Origin of the sequence: Aeromicrobium sp. Root344 (genome assembly GCF_001425755.1) — a bacterium.
In the GTDB taxonomy this organism is placed as follows: Bacteria; Actinomycetota; Actinomycetes; order Propionibacteriales; family Nocardioidaceae; genus Aeromicrobium.
Window position 1 is genome coordinate 3,550,529 of sequence record NZ_LMDH01000001.1, and the last position, 23,736, is coordinate 3,574,264.

The 23,736-nt window shown below is 69.7% G+C and carries 24 protein-coding genes and 1 riboswitch; of the genes, 2 read left to right on the forward strand and 22 right to left on the reverse strand.

The features are described 5' to 3' along the window. Positions 1–12: 12 nt before the first annotated feature. From pheT to infC, 7 genes are all read right to left on the reverse strand, one after another. Positions 13–2,490, reverse strand: a complete 2,478-nt coding sequence (gene pheT / locus ASC61_RS17565) for a phenylalanine--tRNA ligase subunit beta (RefSeq protein WP_056214210.1) — start codon at positions 2,488–2,490, stop codon at positions 13–15. Positions 2,491–2,608: 118 nt separating this feature from the next. After that, the gene (pheS, locus tag ASC61_RS17570; RefSeq protein WP_056214213.1) at positions 2,609–3,712 is read right to left on the reverse strand and encodes a phenylalanine--tRNA ligase subunit alpha; all 1,104 of its coding nucleotides are present in this window, start codon (positions 3,710–3,712) and stop codon (positions 2,609–2,611) included. Between the two features lie 73 nt (positions 3,713–3,785). Beyond that, entirely contained in the window at positions 3,786–4,826 is a 1,041-nt protein-coding gene (locus tag ASC61_RS17575) for a sensor histidine kinase (RefSeq protein ID WP_056214215.1), read from the reverse strand. 54 nt (positions 4,827–4,880) lie between these two features. Beyond that, positions 4,881–5,651, reverse strand: coding sequence for a TrmH family RNA methyltransferase (locus tag ASC61_RS17580; RefSeq protein ID WP_235503589.1), 771 nt, complete (start codon positions 5,649–5,651; stop codon positions 4,881–4,883). Between the two features lie 73 nt (positions 5,652–5,724). Beyond that, on the reverse strand, positions 5,725–6,117 hold the full coding sequence (rplT, locus tag ASC61_RS17585) for a 50S ribosomal protein L20 (RefSeq protein WP_056214223.1): 393 nt from the start codon (positions 6,115–6,117) through the stop codon (positions 5,725–5,727). Between the two features lie 42 nt (positions 6,118–6,159). Continuing rightward, on the reverse strand, positions 6,160–6,354 hold the full coding sequence (gene rpmI, locus ASC61_RS17590; protein WP_056214226.1) for a 50S ribosomal protein L35: 195 nt from the start codon (positions 6,352–6,354) through the stop codon (positions 6,160–6,162). Continuing rightward, on the reverse strand, positions 6,354–7,280 hold the full coding sequence (gene infC, locus ASC61_RS17595) for a translation initiation factor IF-3 (protein WP_235503590.1): 927 nt from the start codon (positions 7,278–7,280) through the stop codon (positions 6,354–6,356). Before infC ends, rpmI begins: the two co-directional genes overlap by 1 nt. A 42-nt stretch (positions 7,281–7,322) precedes the next feature. On the opposite strand from infC, the gene ASC61_RS17600 reads away from it, so the two are divergent. Then, entirely contained in the window at positions 7,323–8,327 is a 1,005-nt protein-coding gene (locus ASC61_RS17600; protein ID WP_056214228.1) for a GNAT family N-acetyltransferase, read from the forward strand. Between the two features lie 80 nt (positions 8,328–8,407). On the opposite strand, the gene ASC61_RS17605 is transcribed toward ASC61_RS17600, so the two are convergent. The 10 genes from ASC61_RS17605 to ASC61_RS17650 form a co-directional block, all read right to left on the reverse strand. Beyond that, complete coding sequence (locus ASC61_RS17605; protein ID WP_056214231.1) at positions 8,408–8,866, reverse strand: SseB family protein; 459 nt, start codon at positions 8,864–8,866, stop codon at positions 8,408–8,410. After that, positions 8,863–9,279: a PH domain-containing protein gene (locus ASC61_RS17610; RefSeq protein WP_056214233.1), complete on the reverse strand. Its 417-nt coding sequence runs from the start codon at positions 9,277–9,279 to the stop codon at positions 8,863–8,865. The genes ASC61_RS17605 and ASC61_RS17610 overlap by 4 nt, the downstream gene beginning before the upstream one ends. Then, complete coding sequence (gene hisG / locus ASC61_RS17615; protein ID WP_056214235.1) at positions 9,267–10,112, reverse strand: ATP phosphoribosyltransferase; 846 nt, start codon at positions 10,110–10,112, stop codon at positions 9,267–9,269. Before hisG ends, ASC61_RS17610 begins: the two co-directional genes overlap by 13 nt. A 68-nt stretch (positions 10,113–10,180) precedes the next feature. Then, positions 10,181–10,444, reverse strand: coding sequence for a phosphoribosyl-ATP diphosphatase (locus ASC61_RS17620; RefSeq protein WP_056214237.1), 264 nt, complete (start codon positions 10,442–10,444; stop codon positions 10,181–10,183). 24 nt (positions 10,445–10,468) lie between these two features. Further along, positions 10,469–10,939 (reverse strand): 6,7-dimethyl-8-ribityllumazine synthase, encoded by a 471-nt coding sequence (gene ribH / locus ASC61_RS17625; protein WP_056214240.1) that lies wholly within the window; start codon positions 10,937–10,939, stop codon positions 10,469–10,471. Next, the gene (locus ASC61_RS17630; RefSeq protein ID WP_056214244.1) at positions 10,936–12,168 is read right to left on the reverse strand and encodes a bifunctional 3,4-dihydroxy-2-butanone-4-phosphate synthase/GTP cyclohydrolase II; all 1,233 of its coding nucleotides are present in this window, start codon (positions 12,166–12,168) and stop codon (positions 10,936–10,938) included. The genes ribH and ASC61_RS17630 overlap by 4 nt, the downstream gene beginning before the upstream one ends. Beyond that, positions 12,165–12,782: a riboflavin synthase gene (locus tag ASC61_RS17635; RefSeq protein WP_056214247.1), complete on the reverse strand. Its 618-nt coding sequence runs from the start codon at positions 12,780–12,782 to the stop codon at positions 12,165–12,167. The genes ASC61_RS17630 and ASC61_RS17635 overlap by 4 nt, the downstream gene beginning before the upstream one ends. Next, positions 12,782–13,819, reverse strand: coding sequence for a bifunctional diaminohydroxyphosphoribosylaminopyrimidine deaminase/5-amino-6-(5-phosphoribosylamino)uracil reductase RibD (gene ribD, locus ASC61_RS17640; RefSeq protein WP_056214250.1), 1,038 nt, complete (start codon positions 13,817–13,819; stop codon positions 12,782–12,784). Before ribD ends, ASC61_RS17635 begins: the two co-directional genes overlap by 1 nt. A 107-nt stretch (positions 13,820–13,926) precedes the next feature. Beyond that, a riboswitch (FMN riboswitch) is annotated at positions 13,927–14,065 on the reverse strand. Positions 14,066–14,111: 46 nt separating this feature from the next. After that, the gene (gene rpe, locus ASC61_RS17645) at positions 14,112–14,783 is read right to left on the reverse strand and encodes a ribulose-phosphate 3-epimerase (protein WP_056214252.1); all 672 of its coding nucleotides are present in this window, start codon (positions 14,781–14,783) and stop codon (positions 14,112–14,114) included. A gap of 32 nt (positions 14,784–14,815) precedes the next feature. Beyond that, positions 14,816–15,430 (reverse strand): TetR/AcrR family transcriptional regulator, encoded by a 615-nt coding sequence (locus ASC61_RS17650; protein WP_235503591.1) that lies wholly within the window; start codon positions 15,428–15,430, stop codon positions 14,816–14,818. Positions 15,431–15,542: 112 nt separating this feature from the next. On the opposite strand from ASC61_RS17650, the gene ASC61_RS17655 reads away from it, so the two are divergent. Next, complete coding sequence (locus tag ASC61_RS17655) at positions 15,543–16,952, forward strand: MFS transporter (protein ID WP_056214255.1); 1,410 nt, start codon at positions 15,543–15,545, stop codon at positions 16,950–16,952. Here the strand turns inward: ASC61_RS17655 and ASC61_RS17660 are convergent. The 5 genes from ASC61_RS17660 to coaBC form a co-directional block, all read right to left on the reverse strand. Next, positions 16,938–18,221 (reverse strand): RsmB/NOP family class I SAM-dependent RNA methyltransferase, encoded by a 1,284-nt coding sequence (locus ASC61_RS17660; protein WP_056214257.1) that lies wholly within the window; start codon positions 18,219–18,221, stop codon positions 16,938–16,940. The two genes, ASC61_RS17655 and ASC61_RS17660, sit on opposite strands and share 15 nt — an antisense overlap. Next, positions 18,218–19,141: a methionyl-tRNA formyltransferase gene (gene fmt / locus ASC61_RS17665; protein WP_056214260.1), complete on the reverse strand. Its 924-nt coding sequence runs from the start codon at positions 19,139–19,141 to the stop codon at positions 18,218–18,220. The genes ASC61_RS17660 and fmt overlap by 4 nt, the downstream gene beginning before the upstream one ends. Positions 19,142–19,185: 44 nt before the next feature. Beyond that, entirely contained in the window at positions 19,186–21,177 is a 1,992-nt protein-coding gene (locus tag ASC61_RS17670; RefSeq protein ID WP_162243694.1) for a primosomal protein N', read from the reverse strand. A 97-nt stretch (positions 21,178–21,274) separates the two neighbouring features. After that, positions 21,275–22,468 carry a methionine adenosyltransferase gene (gene metK, locus ASC61_RS17675; protein WP_056214263.1) on the reverse strand — a complete coding sequence of 398 codons (1,194 nt, stop codon included), beginning with the start codon at positions 22,466–22,468 and terminating at the stop codon, positions 21,275–21,277. A 60-nt stretch (positions 22,469–22,528) separates the two neighbouring features. Further along, positions 22,529–23,731: a bifunctional phosphopantothenoylcysteine decarboxylase/phosphopantothenate--cysteine ligase CoaBC gene (gene coaBC, locus ASC61_RS17680; RefSeq protein WP_056214266.1), complete on the reverse strand. Its 1,203-nt coding sequence runs from the start codon at positions 23,729–23,731 to the stop codon at positions 22,529–22,531. Between the last annotated feature and the right edge of the window lie 5 nt (positions 23,732–23,736).

The following is a 23,736-nucleotide window of genomic DNA, read 5'->3' on the forward strand; positions in this document are numbered from 1 at the left end:
CCGCGCCTGAGGTCAGGTGCGGAGCGCGGCGCCCACGGAGGCAGCGGCGGCCACGGCGTTCTCGCGGGCGGCCCTGATCTCGTCGTCTGTGAGGGTGCGGTCCGGCGCTCGAAGGCGCAGGGCGAAGGCGAGCGACTTCTTGCCGTCCGCCACCTGGTCACCCGAGTAGACGTCGAAGAGCCGCACGGACTCGATCAGGTCGCTCGAAGCCGCCAGGACGCGCTGCAGCGAGGCAGCGGGAACCTCGTCGTCGACGATCAACGCGAGGTCCTCCTTGGCGACCGGGAACGACGAGAAGTCGGGGCGCGGACCGATCTCGGGTGACGCCGCGATGAGCGCGTCGAGGTCGATCTCGGCGGCGACCACACGGGCCGGCAGCCCGTACGCCTTGAGGACTCGCGGGTGCAGCTCGCCGGCGTGTCCGATGACGTCGCCCTCGAGCACGATCGCCGCGCAGCGACCGGGGTGCCACGGCATGACGTGCGCCTGCTGCACCTCGACGTCGACGTGCAGCTCGTCGGCGAGATGCTGCACGACCGCGACCGCATCGGCCCACGTGGCGCGGCGCCCCGGTCCGGCCCAGCCCGTACGCACGCGTTCGCCGCTCATGACCAGCCCGACGTGGTGGGGCTGGTGCGGCAGGGCAGCCTCGAACGCGGCGATCTCGTCGTCGGTGGGCCGCCGGTCGACACCGTAGATCGGTGCCTCGGCGTCACCGGACTGCGGCAGGAACACTCGTCCGGTCTCGGTGATGTGGACGTCGGCGTGACCGCGACCGAGGTTGAGCACGAGGCTGCGCAGCAGACCCGTGAGGAGCGTCGTCGTCATGCCGGGCTCCTCCGCGGAGAGCGGGTTCTCCAGGAGCACTTGGCGCCGGCGCACGTCATCGGCAGGCAGGCCGAGCCGGTCGAAGTCCGCAGCACCCGCGAACGGGAACGTCTTGACCTCGATCAGCCCGTCGCCGGCGAGCACGTTGCCGACCCGGCGGCGCAGCTTCTGCGCCGTCGTCAGGCCGCGACCCGCGGGTGCGACCGGGACGATCGACGGCACCTGGTCGTAGCCCACGACGCGCAGCACCTCCTCGACGAGGTCGTTGGGGTCGTTGAGGTCGAACCGCCAGCTCGGCGGCGTCGCGGCGAGCGACTCATGGTCGAGCGCGACCTCGCAACCGTTGCCTTCGAGCGCCTCGACCACGGCAGCGGCGTCGATGTCGACTCCGGACACCCGCGACGGCAGGTGCACGGACATCTCGACCGCGGGCCGCTGCGTCGCAGCGCCGACGACGGTGAGCCCGTCCTCGATCGTGCCTCCGCCGAGCTCGGCGAGCAGGTCGGCCACGCGCTGTGTGGCCCGCGCCGGGAGCTCTGGGTCGACGCCTCGCTCGTAGCGCTTCGAGGCCTCGGACGGCAGCTTGTGGAGCCGTGCCGTGCGGGCGATCATCGGCGCCTTCCAGTGCGCTGCCTCGATCAGGATGTCGGTCGTCGCGTCGGACAGCTCGGTCTCGGCGCCACCCATGACACCGGCAAGGCTGATGGGCCCGCGATCGTCGGTGACGACGGTGTCGTCGGCCGACAACGTACGCACGACACCGTCGAGAGTCGTGAGCTTCTCGCCCTCGGTGGCCCGGCGGACGACGATCGGTCCCTGCAGGCTCGACAGGTCGAAACCATGGATCGGGTGACCGATCTCGAGCATCACGTAGTTGGTGATGTCGACCGCCAGCGAGATCGAGCGCATGCCGGCCTGCTCGATGCGCTTCGCCATCCACGGCGGGGTCGGCCGAGTCGGGTCGAACCCCGTGACGGCCCTCGCAGCGAAGACCGGACACGCCTCTGCGTCCTCGACGCGTACGGGATAGCCCTCCCCCGTGCCGGTCACCTCGATGGCGGCCGGATCGGCGAACTCCAGCTCGTACGCGAGCGCGGTGTCGCGTCCGACGCCGCGCATCGACAGCGCGTAGCCGCGGTCGGGGTTGACCTCGAGGTCGAGGATCTCGTCGCCGAGCCCGAGCAGCGCGATGGCGTCGTCGCCCGGCGTCGCCGAGTCGGGGTCCAACACGATGATGCCGCTCGCGTCGCCGGGCAGGCCCAGCTCCGTGCTCGAGCAGATCATGCCGTCGGACACGTGTCCGTACGTCTTGCGGGCCGTGATCTCGAACCCGAGCGCCGGCAGCACCGTGCCGGGCAGGGACACGACGACGAGGTCGCCCTCGACGAAGTTGTGGGCACCGCAGACGATGCCACGCGCACCGTCGTCGTCGTTGTGCTCCGGTCCGACGTCGACTCGGCACCAGTTGATCGTCTTGCCGTTCTTCTGCGGCTCCTTGACCAGCGACAGCACTCGTCCGACGACCAGCGGACCGCTGATGCCCGACGAGATGATCTCCTCGAGCTTGAGGTCGAACTGTGTCAGGCGCGCAGCCAGCTGCTCGGTCGTGACGTCATCGGGCAGCTGCACGAGCTCCCGCAGCCAGGTGACAGGTACCTTCATGCTCGCCGCCCTCCCGTTTCAGAAGAAGGGACACGGTACGGGAGGGCGACGAGCAGGTGCCCATGGTTCCCTCCCCCTACTCGCAGGGCTCGTGGGGGGACCCCCAACTGGCGCTCGGTCACAGCTCAACTCCGAATGGCTGGGTGAAACGGATGTCGCCGTCGAACAGGTCGCGCAGGTCCGCGATGTCGTAGCGCGACGTGATGGTGCGGTCGATGCCGATGCCGAACGCGAAGCCGGAGTAGCGCTCCGGGTCGACGCCGCAGGCGACCAGCACGCGCGGGTTGACGACGCCGCAGCCGCCCCACTCGACCCAGCCCTCGCCCTTGCACGTACGACAGTCGGCGACCGCGTCGGGCTCGTTGTGGCAGACGTAGCAGAGCAGGTCCATCTCGGCGCTGGGCTCGGTGAACGGGAAGTAGGACGGGCGGAAGCGCGTCGTCATGCCGTCGCCGTAGATGGCCTGGGCGAAGTGGTCGAGCGTGCCCTTGAGGTGACCCATCGAGAGCCCCTCGTCGATCGCCAGCCCCTCGACCTGGTGGAACACCGGCGAGTGCGTCGCGTCGAGCTCGTCGGTGCGGAACACCCGGCCCGGGCAGGCGATGTAGATCGGAGGTTCGCGGGTGAGCATCGTGCGGGCCTGCACCGGCGACGTGTGGGTGCGCAGCACCATCGCCGCGCGCTCGGGCGTCACCCAGAACGTGTCCTGCATCGTGCGGGCCGGGTGGTCGGGGCCCAGGTTGAGCGCATCGAAGTTGAGCCACTCGGCCTCGACCTCTGGGCCTTCGGCGATCTCCCAGCCCATCGCGACGAAGATGTCGGCGATGTGCTCTGACAAGGTCGTGATCGGGTGGCGGGCGCCGACGGGCTCGACGTCCCACGGCAGCGTCACGTCGACGGCCTCGGTGACCAGTGCGCGCTCCTCCTCGGCCGCCTCGACCTCGGCGGTCTTGGCGGCGAGGGCCTGGTTGATCGCGCCACGAGCCTGGCCGACCCGTTGGCCGGCGTCCTTGCGGGCCTGCGGCGGCAACGCGCCGATCTCCCGGTTGGCCAGCGCCAACGGCGACCGGTCGCCCGCATGATCGATCCGCACCTGCTTCAGGGCGTCCAGCGTGTCGGCCGCTGCGATCGCCGCCAGAGCCTCGTCACGTACGCGCTCGACCTCTTCGGCGTTCAACGGAGTGACCTCCACAGGGTCGTACGAGGAATTGGGCGCGGACACAGCTGACCTGACTTTCGACGGAGCGGTTCCCGGACTCGTCGGGACCAGTGGCCAGTCTAGTGAACGGTGCTGGTCAGTCGGTCATCGTGTCGGGCTCGTTGATCGGGAACCACACGCTGATCAACGCGCCGCCGCCCTCGGCGTCGCTGATGTCGATCTTGCCGCCGTGCTCCTCGACGATGCCGCGCACGATGTACATCCCCAAGCCACTGCCGGCCCCGGGTCCTGCCCGCCAGAACCGGCTGAAGACGCGCTGGCGCATCTCCTCGGGAATTCCGGGACCGTTGTCGTGCACCTCGAGGGAGACCCCACCCTCTCCGCCGGACCCGTCGGCGTTCTGCACAGCCAGCTCACGCAGCCCGAAGCCGTGTCTCATCGCGTTCTCCACGAGGTTGGTGACGACCTGCGTGATGCGGTCGCTGTCGCCCCAGATCAGCTCGAGATCGTCGCCGATGCTGATCTCGAACGGCTCGGTCGCGCCACCGGACACGTTCGTGAGCACGTGCCGGACGGTCTCGTCGAGCTTGACCGGCCCGCGCTTCAGGGTCAGGCGTCCGGCGTCGATGCGGGCAGCGTCGAGCAGCTCCGTGATGAGCCGGCTGAGCCGATCGGCATCGGCGTCGACCGTCTCCAGCATGAACTGCCGCTGCTCCTCGGAGAACTTGTCCCACTTCGTCAGCAACGTCGAGGTGAATCCCTTGATGCCGGTCAGTGGCGAGCGCAGCTCGTGCGCCACGGTCGCGACGAGGTCGGACCGCTCCCGGTCCCGCTGGTTGCGGATCCGGGCGTTGCGGACGCTGACGACGACCCGGCTGACCGGACCGGCGGGGCGCTCACGGACGAGCGAGGCGGTGATGAGGTACTCGCTGCCCTTGGGCGACCACCAGGCCTGCTCCGAGATGCGCTTGCGGGTGGCGATGCCGTCGTACGGCCTGGTGGTGTCGTACCACGAGTTGCCGCTGAGGTCGTCGAACGGGACCGCCTCGCTGAGATGCATGCCGAGCATCTCGTCGCCCTCGGCGCGAGCCATGACACGGATGCGCTCGTTGACGTACTGGACTCGTCCGTCCGGGCCGGCGACGATGACGCCGTCCGGGAAGTCGTCGAAGTCCATGAGGCCTGAATGTAGTACCAATGGACTACTTCGGACGACCCAGCCCGACAACTTTCAACCAGTCAGGCGGGCACGCGCGGAGGCGTAGAGGCACACGGCGGCCGCCGTGGCGAGGTTGAGGCTCTCGGCGCGACCGTAGATCGGCACCGAGACGACCCGGTCCGCGAGCGTGCGGGTGCCGGCCGGCAGGCCCCACGCCTCGTTGCCCATGAGCCACGCAGTCGGCCGCGCCAGGTCCAGGCCGTCGTCGAAGAGGCTCACGTCTCCCCCGCCGTCGGCCGCGAGCACCTGCAGGCCACGACCTTGGAGTCGACCGAGCGTGGCCGCGACGTCCCGCTCCGTCACGACGGGCAGGTGGAAGATGCTGCCGACCGTCGCGCGTACGGACTTGGGGTTGTAGGGATCGACGCTGTCGCCCACGAACACGACCCCCTGCGCGCCGGCCGCGTCCGCGCACCGGATGACCGCGCCGGCGTTGCCGGGATCACGGATGTCGGCGCACACCACGACGAACGTCGGGTCGGTCGCCAGCAGGGAGTCGAGAGACTCCGTGGGGATTCGGCAGCGCCCGATGACACCTTGCGGCTGGACGGTGTCGGCGATCGACTCGACGACGTCGTCGGTCACGACGTGCCACGGCACGTCCGCAACCTCGGCCGCCTCGACGAGATCGGCGTGCTGGGCCGTGGCTGCCTCGGTCGCGAACACCTCGACCGTCGCGTCCGGCACCGTCAGTGCCTCGCGTACGGCCTGGGGGCCTTCGGCGAGGAACTCACCGGTCTCGGCCCGGAACGCACGAGTGGCGAGCCGCCGGGTGTGCTTCACCCGTCCTGAACGGACGGTGAGCTCACCGGGCGGACTCGCCACGACGTGGAATTCAGCTCGGGCGGTGTCGCGGTCAGGCCGCGGCGCCGTCCTTGGGTGCGTTGACGTCAGCCGGAAGGTTGTCCTTCGCGGTCTGCACGAGCGCGGAGAACGCCGCCGGCTCGTGAACCGCGAGCTCGGCGAGGATCTTGCGGTCGACCTCGACACCCGCGGCCTTGAGGCCCTGGATGAAGCGGTTGTAGGTCATGCCCTCGGCGCGGACGGCAGCGTTGATGCGCTGGATCCACAGGCGACGGAAGTCGCCCTTCTTGGCCTTGCGGTCACGGTAGCTGTAGACCAGCGAGTGAGTGACCTGCTCCTTGGCCTTGCGGTAGAGCCGCGAACGCTGACCGCGGTAGCCCGCAGCGCGCTCCAGTGTCTGGCGGCGCTTCTTCTGTGCATTGACAGAGCGCTTGACGCGTGCCATCTCAGTTCTCCTTCAAGTTTTTCGGTATGTCGGGGGGCGCGGTCAGAGACCGAGCATCTTCTTCACGCGCTTGACGTCAGCCTTGGCGACGTCGGTCGAACCTTCGAGACGGCGCTTGCGCGAGGAGGACTTGACCTCGAGCAGGTGGCGGCGGTTGGTCTGCTCGCGGCGCAGCTTGCCGCTGCCCGTGACCTTGACGCGCTTCTTCATCCCCGAGTGGGGCTTGAACTTCGGCATTATGCCTCCATGTCTGGGTCGAGGTTCTCAGAACGCCGACGTGGCTTCTTGGGTGTTGCAGTCTTCTGGGCGGCTTCGCGGTGTGCCTTGACCTCTGCGGCTTCGGCATCCTTCTCGGCGGCCTTGGCTGCCGTGGTCTTGACCTTCTCGGCCTTGACCTCGGCCTGGGCTTCGGACTTCTTCTTGTGCGGGCCGAGCACCATCGTCATGTTGCGACCGTCCTGACGGGCGTTGGACTCGATGAAACCGAGGTCCTCCACGTCAGCGGCGAGGCGCTGGAGCAGCCGGTAGCCCAGCTCGGGGCGGTGCTGCTCGCGTCCGCGGAACATGATGGTGATCTTGACCTTGTCGCCAGCCTTGAGGAACCGGACGACGTGACCCTTTTTGGTGTCGTAGTCGTGCTGGTCGATCTTCGGACGCAACTTCATCTCTTTGATGATGGTGTTGGTCTGGTTGCGGCGTGACTCGCGTGCCTTCTGGGCGGTCTCGTACTTGAACTTGCCGTAGTCCATGAGACGGCAGACGGGCGGGCGAGCGGTCGGAGCCACCTCGACAAGATCGAGATCAGCTTCCGCTGCCAGTCGCAGGGCATCTTCGATACGGACGATGCCCACCTGTTCACCGCCAGGACCGACGAGGCGTACTTCGGGAACGCGGATTCGGTCGTTGACGCGCAGCTCTGTGGTGATGGATCCTCCTGAGATCGTGTGGGAGGCCAAGAAAAAATGGCCCCCGTACAAAACGGAAGCCACCAGTGGCGTATTCCCGCAGGAATGACGCCGTCGGCCAGTTCGTTGGTGCTCGATGAACCGGCGTAACCCCAAGGTCAAGGACCAAGCAGGTGGGAGGTGGACCTCCACTTCGCCCTCAAGGCTATCAGCGCAGCCGTTTATCCACCAAACCCGGACTTTCCCTCGCCGAAACATGCGCGACCCGGCGCGGAAAACTTGGTGGGTCAGGCTGACACCATGCTCTGGCGCATCCGCACGACGCTCGCCGACCGACCGGGGATCCTGGCCGAGATCGCCCTGGCGTGCGGGCGCTCCGGGGTCAACATCCTCGGCATGCAGGTCTTCCCCACCAGTCCCCGGGTCACCGACGAGTTCATCGTCAGCGCACCCGAAGGCTGGGGTGACGTGCAGCTCGCCGAGCTGTTCGAGGAGGCCGGCGGCGCCCAGGTCTCCGCCACCCGGGTCAGTGACGACTCCCTGATCGACGCCCCGACTCGCTACCTGCGCGGGGTGCACGAGGTTCTCGAGGAAGGTCGCGACGCCGAGGAGGTCCTGCGCGAGCTGCTCGAGACCGAGCCGCCCGACGTCGCCGACTACCGGGGCCACGACGTGCTCGACCTGACCCGGCGGAACGGAACGACGCTGCGCATCAGCCGCGCGATCCCGTTCACCTCGGTCGAACGGGCCCGCGCCCAGGCACTGCTGTCGCTCGTGAGCGACGTGGGATATGACGCGCCACTGATCTCACCCTCGCCGCGTCAGCAGGTGCCGATGGTGCGCGAGGCGACGCTCGCCGACATCGAGGCAGTCGCGGCACTGCACGCGCGATGCAGCGTGGAGACGCTCTACAACCGCTACCAGGTGCCGTTGCGCATGCCGATGACGACACGGATGGCCCGCCGACTGGTGTCCCCGGAGTCGGGTGTCGCGCTGGTCGCCCAGGTCGGGCTGGACGTCGTGGGCCACGGTGTGCTCGAGGCGCTCGACACCGTCTGGACGTTCCAGCTCCTCGTCGAGGATGCGTGGCAGGGCCAGGGGCTCGGCACGATGCTGGTCAAGCAAGCCGCCGGCCGGGCCAAGTCGCACGGCGCTCCCCGTCTGACCTTCATCACCGAGGGCTCCAACGACAAGCTGCTCCGCACGGTCGGCAACGCCGGGTTCGTCGCCCGTGTCGAGCGACACGACGGCAACGTCCACATCACGGTGCCGCTGTCAGCCGTACGCTCGATCGCCGCCGGCTAGCCCCCGTCGCCGCGAAATGGCGGCTGAACCACCGCGAGTAGGCGCCACGGTGGTGGTTGAGACGCCACATCGCGGAGGGTTCAGGTGACCCAGGCGGGGCCGGCGGTGCTGCGCACGAGGCGGTGACCGGCCGCGAGGTGGCCGACGTCATCGGTCTCGACGACCGTGAACGTCGGGTTGCCGAGGTCGAGCAGGATCGCGGCAGCGCCCTCGTCGAGGGTCGCCCGCGCGGCATCGCGGCCGAGGATCGGCACCGGCCGTGCGGCGGCGTCCCACACGGCCATCGACGCGACGCTGCTGAACGCCAGCAGAGCCTGCCGGCCGTCGGCTCCGGTCATCAGGACGGCGGCCATGTCGGCGTTCTTGTCGCCCTCGGCCGGCACCTCGCCGAGCAGCGCGATGATCGGCACGAACACCCGGGCGTCGGCCAGTGCGGCGAGCACCGCGACGTCGTCGCCGAACGCCTCCGCCAGCGCCGGGTCCACGGATCCGTCATCGCCCGGGAACTGCGGACTCGCGAGCGTACGGTCGTGGGTCATGACGGCACCCGGCTGCGCAGGTAGGCGACCGCCTCCCGGGCGTAGCCGCCGTCGGAGCCCTGGATGGCGAACAGCATGACCCGCTCGTCGTCCTTCGTGACGAGCGTCGGCCACGGGGCGCCGGTGGCCATCGCGAATCCCTGGATGTCCGACCACGGGATGCGGTGGTGCCGGTAGCCGTTGAGCACCTCGACGCCGTCGTCGTCGGCGCGTACGAAGCTGCGACCGATGCCGTGCAGCAGCGCCAGCACGGCGATGATGATGAGCCAGAGCGTGATGTCCTCGGCGACCGTGAACGAGATGTCGTCCGGCAGCGCCAGGCCGATCACCACGGTGATGACGAGCATGATGACGCCCACGGCGTAGGCGACGACGCGAGCACCGCCGGGGCGGAACGTCCTCAGATCCGGCACGCCAGGATGTCCGTCACGAGGATGCCGCGGGCGCCGATCTCGTAGAGCGAGTCCATGACCTTCTGGGCGGCGTCACGCGGCACCATAGAGCGCACGGCGACCCACCCTTCGCGATGAAGCGGCGACACGGTCGGCGACTCGATGCCCGGGGTGAGCTCGACGGCGCGCTCGACCTGGTCGACCCGGATGTCGTAGTCCATCATGATGTAGGTCCGCGCGACCAGGACGCTGTCGATGCGGCGCTTGAACACCGCGAAGCCTTCGGGTTCCTTGGCGTCCCGGCGCGTGATCAGCACCGCCTCGGACGACAGGATCGGCTCGCCGAACACCTCGAGGTCGGCCTGCTTCAGCGTGCTGCCGGTCTCGACGACATCGGCGATCGCATCGGCGACTCCCAGGCGTACGGACGACTCGACGGCACCGTCGAGGCGTACGACCTCAGCGCTGATGCCGCGCTCGGCGAGGTAGGGCTGCACGATGCCCGGATAGGACGTCGCGATCCGTGACCCCGCGAGGTCGGCGACCGACGACATCGCCCCGATCGGCGCCGCGAACCGGAACGTCGAGGCACCGAAGCCGAGCGAGATGTTCTCCGCGGCCTTGGCGCCGGAGTCGAGCAACAGGTCACGGCCGGTGATGCCGACGTCAAGCGTGCCCTCCCCCACGTAGATCGCGATGTCGCGGGGACGGAGGTAGAAGAACTCGACGTCGTTGTCGGGGTCGAGCGTGACGAGATCCTTGGTGTTGCGGCGCTGGTGGTAGCCGGCCTCGGTCAGCATCTGCGCGGCGGACTCGGCGAGGGCACCCTTGTTGGGTACGGCGATCTTGAGCATGGACTTCTCTTCTCAGGAGTTCTGTGACGGTGGGCGGAGGCACGGACAGGCGCCGGAGGGCCGATCCGTCACAGATGCGCGTAGACGTCGTCGAGCGTGATGCCACGGGCGATCATCATGACCTGGGCGTGGTAGAGCAGCTGGCTGAGCTCCTCGGCGGCGCGCTCGGCGCCTTCGTGCTCCGCCGCCATCCACGACTCGGCCGCTTCCTCGACAAGCTTCTTGCCGATCGCGTGCACGCCGGCGTCGAGCTCGGCGACGGTGCGCGAGCCCTCAGGGCGGCTGGCTGCCTTGGCGGACAGCTCGGCGAAGAGTTCATCGAAGGTCTTCATCGCGGAGCAGTCTATCGGCGCGTGCTAGCCGAGCGTGCGCAGGACGTTCCAGGCGGACAGCGCGGCCTCGACGGCCTCGCGACCCTTGTCCTCGCGGCTGTCGGGCAGGCCGGCGCGATCGAGCGCCTGCGCCTCGTCGTCGCAGGTCAGCAAGCCGAAGCCGATCGGGACGCCGGTGTCGAGCGCGACGCGGTTGAGGCCGTCGGTCGCGGCCGCCGAGACGTACTCGAAGTGCGGGGTGCCACCGCGGATGATCACGCCGAGGGCGATGACCGCGTCGTAGCCCTCCCTGGCGTACGCCTGGCAGAGGATCGGCAGCTCGAACGACCCCGGCGCGCGGACCAGCGTGACGTCGTCGACCTTGGCGTCGGCGAGCGCCCGCTCTGCGCCGGCGATCAGGCCGTCCATGACCTCGGTGTGCCACCGCGAAGCGACGATCGCCACGCGTGCGCCGGTGCCGTCGACGAAGATCGTCGGCGCTCCTTGACCGCTCATGAGAGGTTCTCCAGTCCGGGAAGGTCGTGGCCCATGCGCTCGGCCTTGGTCTGCAGGTAGCGGAGGCTGTCCTCGTTGGGCGCGATGCGAAGCGGCAGTCGCTCGCTGATCTTGACCCCGTACGCCTCGAGGGCGATCGTCTTGTCGGGGTTGTTGGTCAGCAGCCGGGCCGACGTGACCCCGAGGTCGCGCAGGATCTGCGCACCGGCCGCGTAGTCGCGCTCGTCCTCACCGAAGCCGAGCTGCAGGTTGGCGTCGACCGTGTCGGTGCCGGCGTCCTGCAGCGCGTACGCCTGCAGCTTGTGCAGCAGGCCGATGCCGCGTCCTTCGTGTCCCCGCAGGTAGACCACGATGCCGGCGCCGGCGGTGGTGATCTCGGTCATCGAGAGCTCGAGCTGGGGCCCGCAGTCGCAGCGTCGGGAGCCGAACACGTCGCCGGTCAGGCACTCGGAGTGGATGCGGGTCAGGACGTCCTCGGTGCCGGGATCGCCGTAGACCAGCGCGATGTGCTCCGAGCCCTCGATCACGTCGCGGTAGCCGTGCGCCGTGAACGTGCCGAACTCGGTGGGCAGTCGCGTCGTCGCGAGCCGCTCGACCTGCGACTCGTGGAGCCGGCGGTAGACCTGCAGGTCCTCGATCGAGACGAGCGCGATGCCGTGCTCGTCGGCGAACTCGCGCAGCTCCGGAGCGCGCATCAGCGTGCCGTCGTCGTTGAGCACCTCGCCGATGACGCCGGCGGGCGTCAGGCCGGCCAGACGGGCGAAGTCGACCGCGGCCTCGGTGTGCCCGGCCCTCTCCAGGACTCCCCCGGGCTTGGCCCGCAGCGGAATGATGTGGCCCGGCTGGTTGAGCTCGAACGGCTCGGTGGCCGAGTCGGCGAGCACCCGGCACGTACGCGCGCGGTCCGCGGCCGAGATGCCGGTCGTGATGCCGTCGCGGGCGTCGATCGAGATCGTGTAGGCCGTACGCATCTTCTCGCGGTTGTGCGGGGTCATCAGCGGGATCGCGAGACGGTCGAGGATCTCTCCGGTGATCGGCGCGCACACGAGACCGCTGGAGTAGCGGACGAGGAAGGCCATGAGCTCCGGCGTCGCCTTGCTCGCCGAGAAGATGATGTCGCCCTCGTTCTCGCGGTCCTCGTCGTCGACGACCACGATCGCCTTGCCCTGGCGGAAGTCCTCGATGGCCCGCTCGATGCTGTCGAGCCTCACCGATTCGTGCTCGGTCATGCCTGAACTCCTTCTGCTCGGGCGCCCAGGAGGCGCTCGACGTACTTGGCGAGGATGTCGACCTCGAGGTTGACCCGGTCGCCCGGGCCCTTGGTGCCGAGCGTCGTCTCGGCCAGCGTCGTGGGGATCAGCGACACCGAGAACCACGGTTCGTCGGCGTCCACGACCTCGACGACCGTCAGGGACGTGCCGTCGACCGTGACGGAGCCCTTGTCGACGAGATAGCGCGCCAGGTCAGCCGGCACCGCGATGCGGACGACCTCCCAGTGCTCGCTCGGCGTACGGTCGAGGATCCGCCCGGTGCCGTCGACGTGCCCCTGCACGATGTGCCCGCCCAGCCGTGCGCCCGCCCTGGTCGCACGCTCGAGGTTGACCTCGTCGCCGACCTTCAGGTCGCCGAGCGACGTCTTGTCGAGCGACTCCTTCATGACGTCGGCCGCGAACGAGTCGGTGTCCTGCTCCATGACGGTCAGGCAGACACCGCTCACCGCGATCGAGTCGCCGTGCTGTGCGTCGGAGACCACGAGCGGGCCGCGAACCGTCAGGCGCACGGAGTCGCCCAGGTCCTCGACCGCCGTGATCGTGCCCTTTTCCTCGATGAGTCCGGTGAACATCAGTCGAAGTCCTCTCGTTGCATGCGGCCCGGAGTGCCGATGATGCGGATGTCCGGGCCGACCATCGTCAGGTCGTGCAGGTCGATGGGCCGCAGGTCGGCCAGGGTCGTCGCCTCGCCCTCCAGTGCCGCGCGGCCGGAGCCGAGCATCGCTGGCGCGATGTAGCCGATGACGCGGTCGATCACGCCGGCGTTCCAGAACGCCCCTGCCAAGCGGGGTCCGCCCTCGAGCCAGATGTGCCGGACCTGGTTGTCGATGAGCTTCTGCAGCACGACCTCGGGATCGCGCGACTGGACGAGCAGGGTCGGCGCCACCCGGTCGAACACCCGGTAGTAGTTCGGGATCTTCGTCTCGCCCACCACCACGCGCAGCGGCTGCTGGTCGTACGGCAGCGGGATGTCCTTCTCGTCACGCACGGAGAGCCGAGGGTCGTCGGCGAGGACCGCACCAGTGCCGGCGACGATCGCGTCGGACTCGGCGCGGAACTTCTGCACGTCGCGGCGGGCCTCGTCGCTCGTGATCCACTTGCTCGTGCCGTCGGGGGCCGCGCTGAGACCGTCCAACGTGGCGGCGTACTTCCAGGTCACGAACGGCCGGCCGGACGTCACGGCGAACGTCCACTCGACGTTGAGGTCGGTGGCCTCTTCGGCCATCACACCGGGCTCGACCTCGATGCCGGCCGCGCGCAGGGTCTTGGCGCCGCCGGCGGCGGAACGGTCCGGGTCGATCTGGCCGAACACGACTCGGGCGACGCCGGCCTCGATCAATGCCTCGGCGCACGGCCCGGTGCGGCCGGTGTGGTTGCACGGCTCGAGCGTGACGACGGCCGTGGCACCGCGAGCGGCGTCGCCCGCCTGGGTGAGCGCGTCGACCTCGGCGTGCGGAGTGCCGGCGCCACGATGGACGCCGACGGCGATCTCACTGCCGTCAGGCGCGAGCAGGACGCAGCCGACGCGCGGATTGGGCAACGTACGTCTGACGGTGCGGGCCGCGTCGAGCGCGCGGTGCATCGCGCTGATCTCGGTGTCGGTTGCCATGCATTCCTCCGGATAGTGGTTCACTCACGCATCCGGGGTCTCTCGGCGTCCTCTGCGACGTGACCGTGGCGTGGGGAGTGCCCACCACGGTCCCGACCTCTCGGGACACAGTGCTCCTCCCATCCGGACTTTCACCGTCGGTGCCGGAATTTCACCGGCTCAACCGTGGCCTCATCACGAGTGATGGGACCGCGGGTCGCGGACTGTCACCGCCGGCTCGGAATTGCACCGACCCCGGAGCACGCGAGCGATGTTGCTGCTCGTGGTGGCAAGTCTAGCCCGCGGGTCTCAGTCAGTGGGTGTGACGTCCGGCATGTGACCCCAGAGACCTCAGCTCCGCCACCATCGCGTCAGGGTCATCGGCGCTGAAGACGGCTGAGCCGGCGACGAAGGTGTCGGCCCCGGCCTCCGCGCACCGCTCGATCGTCTCGACCGACACTCCCCCGTCGACCTGGAGCCAGATGTCGCCGCCGTGCTTGTCGATCAGAGTGCGGGCTCGCCGGATCTTGGGCAGGCAGATGTCGAGGAACTTCTGACCGCCGAATCCCGGCTCGACGGTCATGACCAGCACCATGTCGAGCTCGGGCAGCAGGTCCTCGTACGGCTCGATCGGCGTGGCCGGCTTGAGCGCCATCGAGGCGCGGGCACCCTTGGCGCGGATCTCACGCGCAAGGCGTACGGGCGCCTTGGCCGCCTCGACGTGGAACGTGACGCTCTGGGCGCCGGCCTCGACATAGGCGGGAGCCCAACGGTCGGGGTCCTCGATCATGAGGTGTGCGTCGATCGGTTGCCTCGCGACCTTGGCCAGCGCCTCGATGACCGGCGCACCCAGCGTCAGGTTGGGCACGAAATGGTTGTCCATGACGTCCATGTGCAGCCAGTCGGCACTCGAGATGCGCGCAGCCTCGGACTCGAGGTTCGCGAAGTCCGACGCCAGCATGCTCGGAGTGATCTGGATGCCCATGCCGCCCAGCGTAGTGGTGCGCAGAGCGTCGATCAGGAGGCGGCGCGGTCGCGCAGGATGCCGTCGATCACGATGTCGAGCATCGGACGTGCCTGGTCGAACTCCAGCCCGGCCTGGTCGACCACAGTCGCCACACCGCTCACGAGCCGCATGACCTGATGTGACTCGACCCCGTCGCGCAGCGCGCCCGCGTCGATCAGGTGCGCGATGACCCGCTCGTTGGCATCGCCCAGCATCTGGCACTTGCGATAGATCGGCGACGACGGGTCGTCCATCGCGGCGCTGAGCTTCGCGGCCGCACCGCGGTGCAACGTCATGTGCTTGACCAGGTCGGCGAGCCAGCGCTCGAGCGTCTGGCGGGCCGGGACGTCAGCCTCGACGGCCGAGATGCTGTCGGCGGCGACCCGTTCGGTCCAGTCGCGCATGAGGGCATCGATCAGGTCGTCACGGGTCGGGAAGTGGCGGTAGAGCGTGCCCGGTCCGACACCGGCGCGCTTGGCGATCTCGTCGAGTGACCCCTCGGCGCCGCGCTCGGCGAAGACCTCACGCGCGGCCGCCACGAGCTTGTCGTAGTTGCGCTGGGCGTCCGCGCGCAACGGCTTGGCCGGTGCGTCGACGGCGTCTTCGGTGGACGTGACAGGCACCACGGTCCGACCTCCCTTGCTAACCGGAGACACTCTCCGTATAGTTGATGAAGAACCGGAGCCCTTCTCCGTTCCAGTGTACGTCACTTCATTTCGTGGGACAGGAAACCTCGCCATGACCTCCATCACCGCTCCCCCGGACACCGGCCGCAGGGCCTCGTACGGAATCGCGATCGTGCTGATCGCCCAGCTCATGCTCGTCCTCGACGTCACCGTCGTGAACGTCGCTCTCCCCCGCATCCAGACCGACCTCGACTTCTCGCCGGCCGGCCTCTCGTGGGTGCTCAACGGCTACACCCTCGCGTTCGGCGGCCTGCTGCTCCTCGGCGGCCGTCTCGGCGACGTGTTCGGACGCCTCAGGGTGTTCGAGATCGGCCTCGGCCTGTTCACCGTGGCCTCCTTGGCGGGCGCGCTCGCGCCCAGTCCCGAGTTCCTCGTGACGTCGCGGGTCCTGCAGGGCGTCGGCGCAGCCATCGCGGCGCCCAGCGTGCTGGCACTGCTCACGACGTCGACGCCCGATGCGGCCTCGCGCAACCGGGCCCTCGCCCTGTTCACCGCCGTCTCCTCCGCCGGAGGCTCGATCGGACTGATCCTCGGCGGTGCGCTCACGGATCTGGGCTCCTGGCGCTGGACACTCATGATCAACGTGCCGATCGGCGTCGCCGTGCTGGCACTGGTCCGTCGGTTCGTCGACGAGACCGCACGCCGGCCCGGTCGTTTCGACGTCGTCGGCGCTGCGACTGCGACCCTCGGTTCGGTCGCCGCGGTCTACGCCTTCATCAACGCGCCCGATCACGGATGGGACTCGATCGGCACGATCGGCGGCTTTGCGCTCGCCGCCGCCCTGCTGGCGCTGTTCGTCCGTACGGAGCGCGTCGCGCCGCACCCGCTGCTGCGGCTCGGTCTGCTGCACAACCGCCGCCGGGCGGGCGCACTCGTGGTGATGTCGCTTCTCGTTGGTTCACAATTCCCGATGTTCTTCCTGCTGGTCCAGTACGACCAGCGCGTGCTGGGCTTCGGTCCGCTCGCCTCGGGCTTCGCGTTCCTGCCGCTGACCCTGGCGATCTTCGCGGTCTCGCGGATCTCGGCGCGGCTCGTGGGTCGGTTCGGTCCGCAGCGGCTCATCGCGATCGGCACGGTGGGCATGGCTCTCAGCTTCCTGTGGCTCAGCCAGATCAGCACCACCAGCCACTACGTCACGGCGATCCTCGGCCCGATGCTGCTCAGCGGAGCATCGGCGGGCCTGGCGTTCATGCCCACGACGGTCGCGATCCTGGCGGACGTCGAGCCCGAGCACGCCGGTGCGGCATCGGGCCTGCTCCAGACGATGCAGCAGCTGGGTGGAGCCGTCGGCCTCGCGGTGATCGTGTCGGTCTACGCCTCGGGCGCTGTTCCGGGGCAGGTCGTCCCGGGAGCGGAGGCCGCATTCCTGACCTCGATGGCATTCGCCGTGACGGCGTTCCTCATCGCCATGGTGGTGATGCGAGCGCCGCGACGGTCGCTCACCGCGTCAGTGCCGGCGTAGCAGCGCGCAGAACATCGCATCGGTGCCGTCGATGTGGGGCCACCACTGGTGGGTGGACTCCACATCGACGTCATCGCGTCCCGCGGTGACCGCATCGACGACACCGCGCGTCTCGCTCACGTGCGGCGAGCAGGTCGCATAGACCACGACGCCACCAGGGCGTACGAGCTCCAGGGCACGAACGAGCAGCGCTTCCTGGAGCGGCACGAGGTCGCCGAGGTCCGCTTCGGAACGCCGCCAGCGCGACTCCGGCCGGCGGCGGAGGGCCCCCAGGCCCGTGCAGGGGGCATCGACCAGCACACGGTCGAAGCTCGCGGGCTCCCATGGACCGTGACGACCGTCCGCAGTCGTGACCTCGACGTTGTCGAGCAGGCGTACGCCCTGGCGCACCAAGTCCGCGCGGTGCTCCAGCACCTCGTTGGCGACCAGCTGGGCGCCGCGCTGCTTGGCGAGCGCACCGAGGAGGGCTGCCTTGCCGCCAGGTCCTGCGCAGAGGTCGAGCCAGCGGGTGTCGTCGCCGCCGACCTCAGCCTCGGCAAGCGTGATCGCCACGAGCTGAGACCCCTCGTCCTGCACCCCGGCGCGGCCGTCACGTACCTGAGGGATCGCTCCCGGGTCGCCGCCCTCGTCGAGGATGCGGGCGTAGGGCGAGAGCTTGCCGGGCGTGCCGGGCAGGGCGTCAGGGCTGCAGAGTCCCGGGCGGGCCACGAGCGTGACCCGTGGCGGAGCGTTGTCGGCCGCCAAGAGCTTGTCGATCTGCGCTGCATGCCCGCCGAGTGCCTCACGCAGTGCCGTGACGATCCACACGGGGTGCGAGGTGCGTACGGACCGTGCTTCGTCGCCCTCGAGCCCCGCCGTGACGACCTCGAGCCAGCCGTTGAGGTCCTTCTGGCCGATCTTGCGCAGCAGCGCGTTGGCGAAGTGCACGGGCTTGTGGCCGATCTCGCGACGTACGAGGTCGACGGTCTCGGAGACGGCCGCGTGCGCGGGCACCCGCATGCTCAGGAGCTGGTGCGTGCCGAGCCGGAGGGCATCGAGCACCGGTGGGTCGATCGAACCGAGGCCCTTGCTGGCCACGTGCCCGATGATCGCGTCGTACGTGCCTTGTCTGCGAACCGTGCCGTGGACGAGCTCAGTCGCGAAGGCGGCGTCGCGCCCCTCGATCTGGTGCTCGGCGAGCATCGCCGGGAGGACCAGGTTGACGTACGCGTCGCGCTCGGCGACGGCCCTGAGCACATGGAACGCCACCGCCCTCGACGGATCCGTCATGAAAACGCCACGCCGTCGGGGAACGAGGTGCCGCGGGCCCAGTCGGCCGCGCGCATGCGCTTCTTGCCGACGGCCTGGACGTCACCGAGCACGAGGTCCGTCGTGGTCGTGCCGACCCTGACCTCCTGCTTGCCGATTGACAGCTGACCGGGCACCAGCGTGCGGTCGTCCGCGATCGTCGCCGGGCCGATCTTGACCCGGTCACCCTCGAGCAGGGTCCAGGCACCAGGGGCGGGCGTGCAGCCGCGGATGTGTCGGTCGATCGCGAACGCCGGGCGGTTCCAGTCGATCCTGGCCTCGTCGGTCGTGAGCTTGGGGGCGTACGAGATGTTGTCCTCGGGCTGCGGGACGGCAGCGATGTCGCCGTCCTCGATGTGGTCGACGACGTCGACGAGCAGCTTGCTGCCCCAGTCAGCCAGCCGTGCGAGCAGCTCGGCCGACGTGTCCTCCTCACGGATTCGCTCGGTGATCGAGCCGAGCACCGGCCCCGCGTCGAGCTCCTCGACCAGGCTGAACACCGTCGCGCCAGTGACCTCGTCGCCGGCCATGATGGCCCGTTGCACGGGCGCGGCACCGCGCCAGGACGGGAGCACCGAGAAGTGCAGGTTGATCCAGCCGTACTGCGGGATGTCGAGCGCCTCGCGGCGGATCAGGGCGCCGTAGGCGACGATCGGGACGCAGTCCGGCGCGATCGCCCGGAGACGGTCCATGAAATCGGGATCGGACGGCTTGGCCGGCTTGAGCACCTCGATGCCGTGTGCGGCGGCGGCCTCGGCGACGGGCGACGGTGTGAGGGTGCGGCCGCGGCCGGCCGGCGCGTCGGGACGGGTGATCACCGCGGCGACGTCGTGGCGGCTGGCGACGAGCGCCTCGAGGGATGGGAGGGCGGTCTCGGGCGTACCAGCAAAGACGACTCTCACGGCGACGAGTCTAGGCCGCTGCGTCGCACGCTCCGGTGCCGCGGTCAGAGCGACAGCGGGTCGACCTGGATGCGGAGCCCCGGCAGCTTGGCCGCGCTGCGCTCGGCCGCCAGCGCGGAGAGGGCGGCGGCAAGGTCGGCACCTTCGCGGCGCGGTGCCCTCAGGATCAGGCGCTCCCCCGCCTCCGTCGACCGTGGGTCGACCGGCACGGGTCCGAGGATCTCGGTGTTGTGCGTCCAGATGCGGTTGGCCAGGTTGGCCAGGACGTCGTCGGGCCCGGCGACCGTGGCAAGCCTCGCCGTGGGCGGCAGATGTGTCTCGGCGCGTCCGGCCAGCTCGCGGACGGCGAAACCCGCCGGATCGGCGCGAACGAGCGCCTGCAGGGTCTGGGCGTCACCCACGGCCACCGCCGTCGCACCGGGGCCGGCCAGGGCCAGCGCGTTGAACCAGCGACGGTGGGACTCCTCCTCGACGCGTACGTCCTCGCGGGCCAGCATGAGCCAGGTGTCGAGCAGGATCACGACGTCGTAGCCCCCTGCGACGTGCGGCTCCGCGCCGGGGGTCGCCAGCACGAGACGGCGGCCGGGCTCGACCCGGTCGAGGATCGTCTGACCACCCGACGTCACGACCTCGCGCTCGGGGAAGGCGCGAGCGAATTCCTCAGCCGTGCGCAGCGCCCCGACGACAGGCGAACGCAGCTCGGTGCCCTGGCAGTGCGGGCACGCCCACGGCGATGCGCCACGCCCGCACCAGCGGCAGGCGACGGGTGCCGAGGCAGCCGGCTGCCCCAACGGGCCCTGACACGCCTCACACCGCGCCGGCTGGCGGCAGGTCTGGCACGACAACGACTCGCGATAGCCACGACGCGGCACCTGGATGAGCACGGCACCGTCGGCACCGCGAATCGCGCGGAACGCCTCTTGGGGCAGCCTGACCGGGGCCGAGCCGGCGACCGAGCCGTCCGTGACCGTCAGGCGGGGCCAGGCCTTGCGACGGGTCCGCTGGTCCGCAACGAGCTCGCTGCACCACCCACTGTCGACCAGCGACTGCCCTTCGGCCGTGCGGGCGTAGCCGCCCATCAGCACCGCGGTGTCCTGGGCGGCGGCGCGCAACAGCAACACCTCTCGAGCGTGCGGGTAGGGCGATCGTGGCTCGGCGAACAGGTCGTCGCCGTCGTCCCAGATCGCGACCAGGCCCAGGTCACTGACGGGGGCGAATGCGGCCGCGCGCGTGCCGAGGACGACCTGCACGTCGCCGCGAGACGCCGCAAGGAACGCCGCATAGCGTTCGGCGGGCTCCTGGGCCGCGGTGAGGGCCACGTGGCGCCCCTCACCCAACACCTCGGTGAACACCGCGTCCCAGCGGGCGACGTCGCGTACGTCGGGCACGCACACCACCGAGCCGCGACCCGAGCCGAGCGTCGCCAGGACCGCCTCGGCGACCAGCTGCGCCGGGTCCTGACCGGGGATCGCACCCCACCAGGCCCTGGGCCGCTCCCCCGCCCGCAGGGCCGCGACGAAGCCGAGCCCATGAGCGTAGGTCTGCCAGCCGGCCGCGCTGCCGACCGGCAGCGCACCCTCGGCGGGTGCGGCGCGCACACCCTCAGCGCGGGCATGGCGCGGCGGAATGGCGAGGCGCAGGACGTCACCGAGCGTGCCGGCATAGCGATCGGCGACGGCCCGGGCCAGGGCCAGCACGTCGGGGTGCAGCACGGGCTCGGGCGAGACGACCTTGGCGAGGAACGCCAGTCGGCCACCGTGCTCGGTGGCGTCGACCCGTTCGACCACGAACCCGTCGACCAGACGGCCCGCGAACCGGACCTTGACCCGGCAGCCCGGCACGGTCTTGGCGTCGAGCGTCGTCGGGACGAGGTAGTCGAAGAGCCGGTCGAGGTGTGCCAGGCCGCTGTCGACCACCACCCGCGCGACCGGGCGGATGGCAGCGGCCTCAGGTTGCGGCTTGGCCGCCGGCGCGCGCCTGCGCTTCACCGGCGCAGGCGGGACCAGAGCCAGCTGCTCCGGGCCCTCGTGTGTCATCACGGTGCTGTTCTATCAGCCGCCACCCACACCGACGCTGCGCAGACGCAGAACGACCCCCGCCTGATGGCGGGGGTCGTTCGGCAGGCAGTGACGATCAGGCGCCGACGTGCGCCTTGAGGGCCTCGGCACGATCCGTGGTCTCCCAGACCACGCCGGGCAGCTCGCGACCGAAGTGGCCGTAGGCCGCGGTCTGCGCGTAGATCGGCTTGAGCAGGTCGAGGTCGCGGATGATCGCGGCCGGACGCAGGTCGAAGACCGCGAGCACGGCTTCACGGATCTTGTCGACCGGGACCGTCTCGGTGCCGAACGCCTCGACGTAGAAGCCGACCGGGTGCGCCTTGCCGATCGCGTAGGCGACCTGGACCTCGACCTTGGTGGCGAGGCCAGCGGCGACGATGTTCTTGGCGACCCAGCGCATCGCGTAGGCGGCCGAGCGGTCGACCTTGCTGGGGTCCTTGCCGGAGAACGCGCCGCCGCCGTGGCGCGCGTAGCCGCCGTAGGTGTCGACGATGATCTTGCGGCCGGTGAGGCCGACGTCGCCCATCGGTCCGCCGATGACGAACTTGCCGGTCGGGTTGACCAGCAGGCGGTAGTCGGACGTGTCGATGTCGAAGTCGGCGAGGATCACGTCGACGACGTGCTTCTTGATGTCGACCGTGAGCTGCGAGTCGAGGTCGATGCCATCCTCGTGCTGCGTCGACAGCACGACGGTGTCGACGCGTACGGGCTTGTCGTTGTCGTCGTACTCGACCGTGACCTGGGTCTTGCCGTCGGGACGCAGGTAGGGCAGCGTGCCGTCCTTGCGTACGGCGGTCAGCTGCTCGGCGAGGCGGTGCGCGATCGTGATCGGCAGGGGCATGAGCTCGGGGGTCTCGTCGCACGCGAAGCCGAACATCAGGCCCTGGTCGCCGGCGCCCTGGAGGTCGAGCGGGTCGGCCGAGCCCTGCGTGCGGCCCTCGAACGCCGTGTTGACGCCCTGGGCGATGTCAGGAGACTGCGCGTCGAGCGTGATCTGCACGCCGCACGAAGCGCCGTCGAAGCCCTTGACCGACGAGTCGTAGCCGATCTCGAGCACGCGATCACGGGCGATCTTGGCGATGTCCGCGTATGCCTCGGTGGTGACCTCGCCACCGACCACGATCAGGCCCGTCGTGATGAACGTCTCGCAGGCCACGCGGCTCTTGGGGTCCTGGGCCAGCAAGGCGTCGAGGACGCTGTCGCTGATCTGGTCGGCGATCTTGTCCGGGTGACCTTCGGTCACCGACTCGGACGTGAAGAAGCGGCTCACATTTTCTCCTGGGTTGAGGGCTGTACAGCATTCTAACGAGCGAGATGACTGGTTGTTTCGTCAGTCCAAGCGTTGGACGACAGCATCCCAGATCGCGTGGGCCAGCCGGATCTTGGGACCGTACGAGATCTCCTCGACGGTTTGGTCGGCGCCGAGGATGACCGCTTCGCTCTCGTCCTGGCCGAAGACCTTGCCGGCGCTGACGTCGTTGACCACGAGGAGGTCACAACCCTTGCGGGCCAGCTTGGCGCGGGCATGCTCGATGACACTGGCGCGGGCGTCGCCGGTCTCGGCGGCGAACCCGACGATGACGGGGCGCTTGCTGGTGCGCGCGCCGACGAGCTCGAGCAGGATGTCGGGGTTCTCGACGAGATGGATGTCGGGAGCGACGCCATCCGCGGTCTTCTTGATCTTGGCCTCGACGAACTCGGCGGGACGGAAATCGGCCGGGGCGGCCGCCATCACGACGGCATCCGCGTCGGCTGCGGCGAGGTGCATCTGCTGGCGCAGGTCCTCGGTGCTGACGACGCGGATGATCTCCGCGCCGGCGGGATCGGGCAGCGCCACGTTGGCGGCGACGACCGTGACCCGGGCGCCTCGGGCGACGGCAGCCTCGGCGAGGGCATAGCCCTGGCGACCGGACGACCGGTTGCCGAGGAAACGGACCGGATCGAGGTATTCGCGTGTGCCGCCGGCTGAGACCACGACGTGCAAGCCGCTGAGGTCGTGCGGACGGCCCTCGAGGACCTGCAGGGCCGCCGCGTAGATCTCGGCGGGTGCCGGCAGGCGGCCCTTGCCCGTGTCGACGCCGGTCAGGCGGCCGACGGCGGGCTCGAGGACGACGACACCCCGCTCCCGGAGCAACGCGACGTTGGCCTGGGTGGCGGGGTGGTTCCACATCTCGGTGTGCATCGCCGGGGCGAAGACCACCGGACAGTGGGCCGTGAGCAGCGTGTTGGTCAGCAGGTCGTCAGCCAGACCGTGCGCGGCCTTGGCCAGGATGTTGGCCGTCGCCGGCGCGACGAGCACGAGGTCGGCGTGCTGGCCGATGCGGACGTGTGCGACCTCGTCGACGTGCTCGAAGACGCCGGTCTGCACCGGCTTGCCGCTCAGCGCCTCCCACGTCGCGGCGCCGACGAACTGCAGCGACGATGCCGTGGGCACGACGCGGACGCTGTGGCCCGACTCGGTGAACAGGCGCAGCAGCTCCGCGGCCTTGTAGGACGCGATGCCGCCGGAGACGCCGAGGACAACCTCTGCCATGTGGC

Bases quoted from the DNA above. Each gene is read 5' to 3' on its own strand.
- ASC61_RS17630 (WP_056214244.1), bottom strand. From the start codon at position 12,168: ATGACCGAGCACGAATCGGTGAGGCTCGACAGCATCGAGCGGGCCATC.
- ASC61_RS17605 (WP_056214231.1), bottom strand. From the start codon at position 8,866: ATGACCCACGACCGTACGCTCGCGAGTCCGCAGTTCCCGGGCGATGAC.
- ASC61_RS17655 (WP_056214255.1), top strand. From the start codon at position 15,543: ATGACCTCCATCACCGCTCCCCCGGACACCGGCCGCAGGGCCTCGTAC.
- rpe (WP_056214252.1), bottom strand. From the start codon at position 14,783: ATGGGCATCCAGATCACTCCGAGCATGCTGGCGTCGGACTTCGCGAAC.
- pheT (WP_056214210.1), bottom strand. From the start codon at position 2,490: ATGAAGGTACCTGTCACCTGGCTGCGGGAGCTCGTGCAGCTGCCCGAT.
- infC (WP_235503590.1), bottom strand. From the start codon at position 7,280: ATGTTTCGGCGAGGGAAAGTCCGGGTTTGGTGGATAAACGGCTGCGCT.
- ASC61_RS17660 (WP_056214257.1), bottom strand. From the start codon at position 18,221: ATGACGGATCCGTCGAGGGCGGTGGCGTTCCATGTGCTCAGGGCCGTC.
- ASC61_RS17575 (WP_056214215.1), bottom strand. From the start codon at position 4,826: ATGGACTTCGACGACTTCCCGGACGGCGTCATCGTCGCCGGCCCGGAC.
- ASC61_RS17670 (WP_162243694.1), bottom strand. From the start codon at position 21,177: ATGACACACGAGGGCCCGGAGCAGCTGGCTCTGGTCCCGCCTGCGCCG.
- coaBC (WP_056214266.1), bottom strand. From the start codon at position 23,731: ATGGCAGAGGTTGTCCTCGGCGTCTCCGGCGGCATCGCGTCCTACAAG.
- hisG (WP_056214235.1), bottom strand. From the start codon at position 10,112: ATGCTCAAGATCGCCGTACCCAACAAGGGTGCCCTCGCCGAGTCCGCC.
- rpmI (WP_056214226.1), bottom strand. From the start codon at position 6,354: ATGCCGAAGTTCAAGCCCCACTCGGGGATGAAGAAGCGCGTCAAGGTC.
- rplT (WP_056214223.1), bottom strand. From the start codon at position 6,117: ATGGCACGCGTCAAGCGCTCTGTCAATGCACAGAAGAAGCGCCGCCAG.
- ribH (WP_056214240.1), bottom strand. From the start codon at position 10,939: ATGAGCGGTCAAGGAGCGCCGACGATCTTCGTCGACGGCACCGGCGCA.
- ASC61_RS17635 (WP_056214247.1), bottom strand. From the start codon at position 12,782: ATGTTCACCGGACTCATCGAGGAAAAGGGCACGATCACGGCGGTCGAG.
- ASC61_RS17620 (WP_056214237.1), bottom strand. From the start codon at position 10,444: ATGAAGACCTTCGATGAACTCTTCGCCGAGCTGTCCGCCAAGGCAGCC.
- ASC61_RS17600 (WP_056214228.1), top strand. From the start codon at position 7,323: ATGCTCTGGCGCATCCGCACGACGCTCGCCGACCGACCGGGGATCCTG.
- ribD (WP_056214250.1), bottom strand. From the start codon at position 13,819: ATGGCAACCGACACCGAGATCAGCGCGATGCACCGCGCGCTCGACGCG.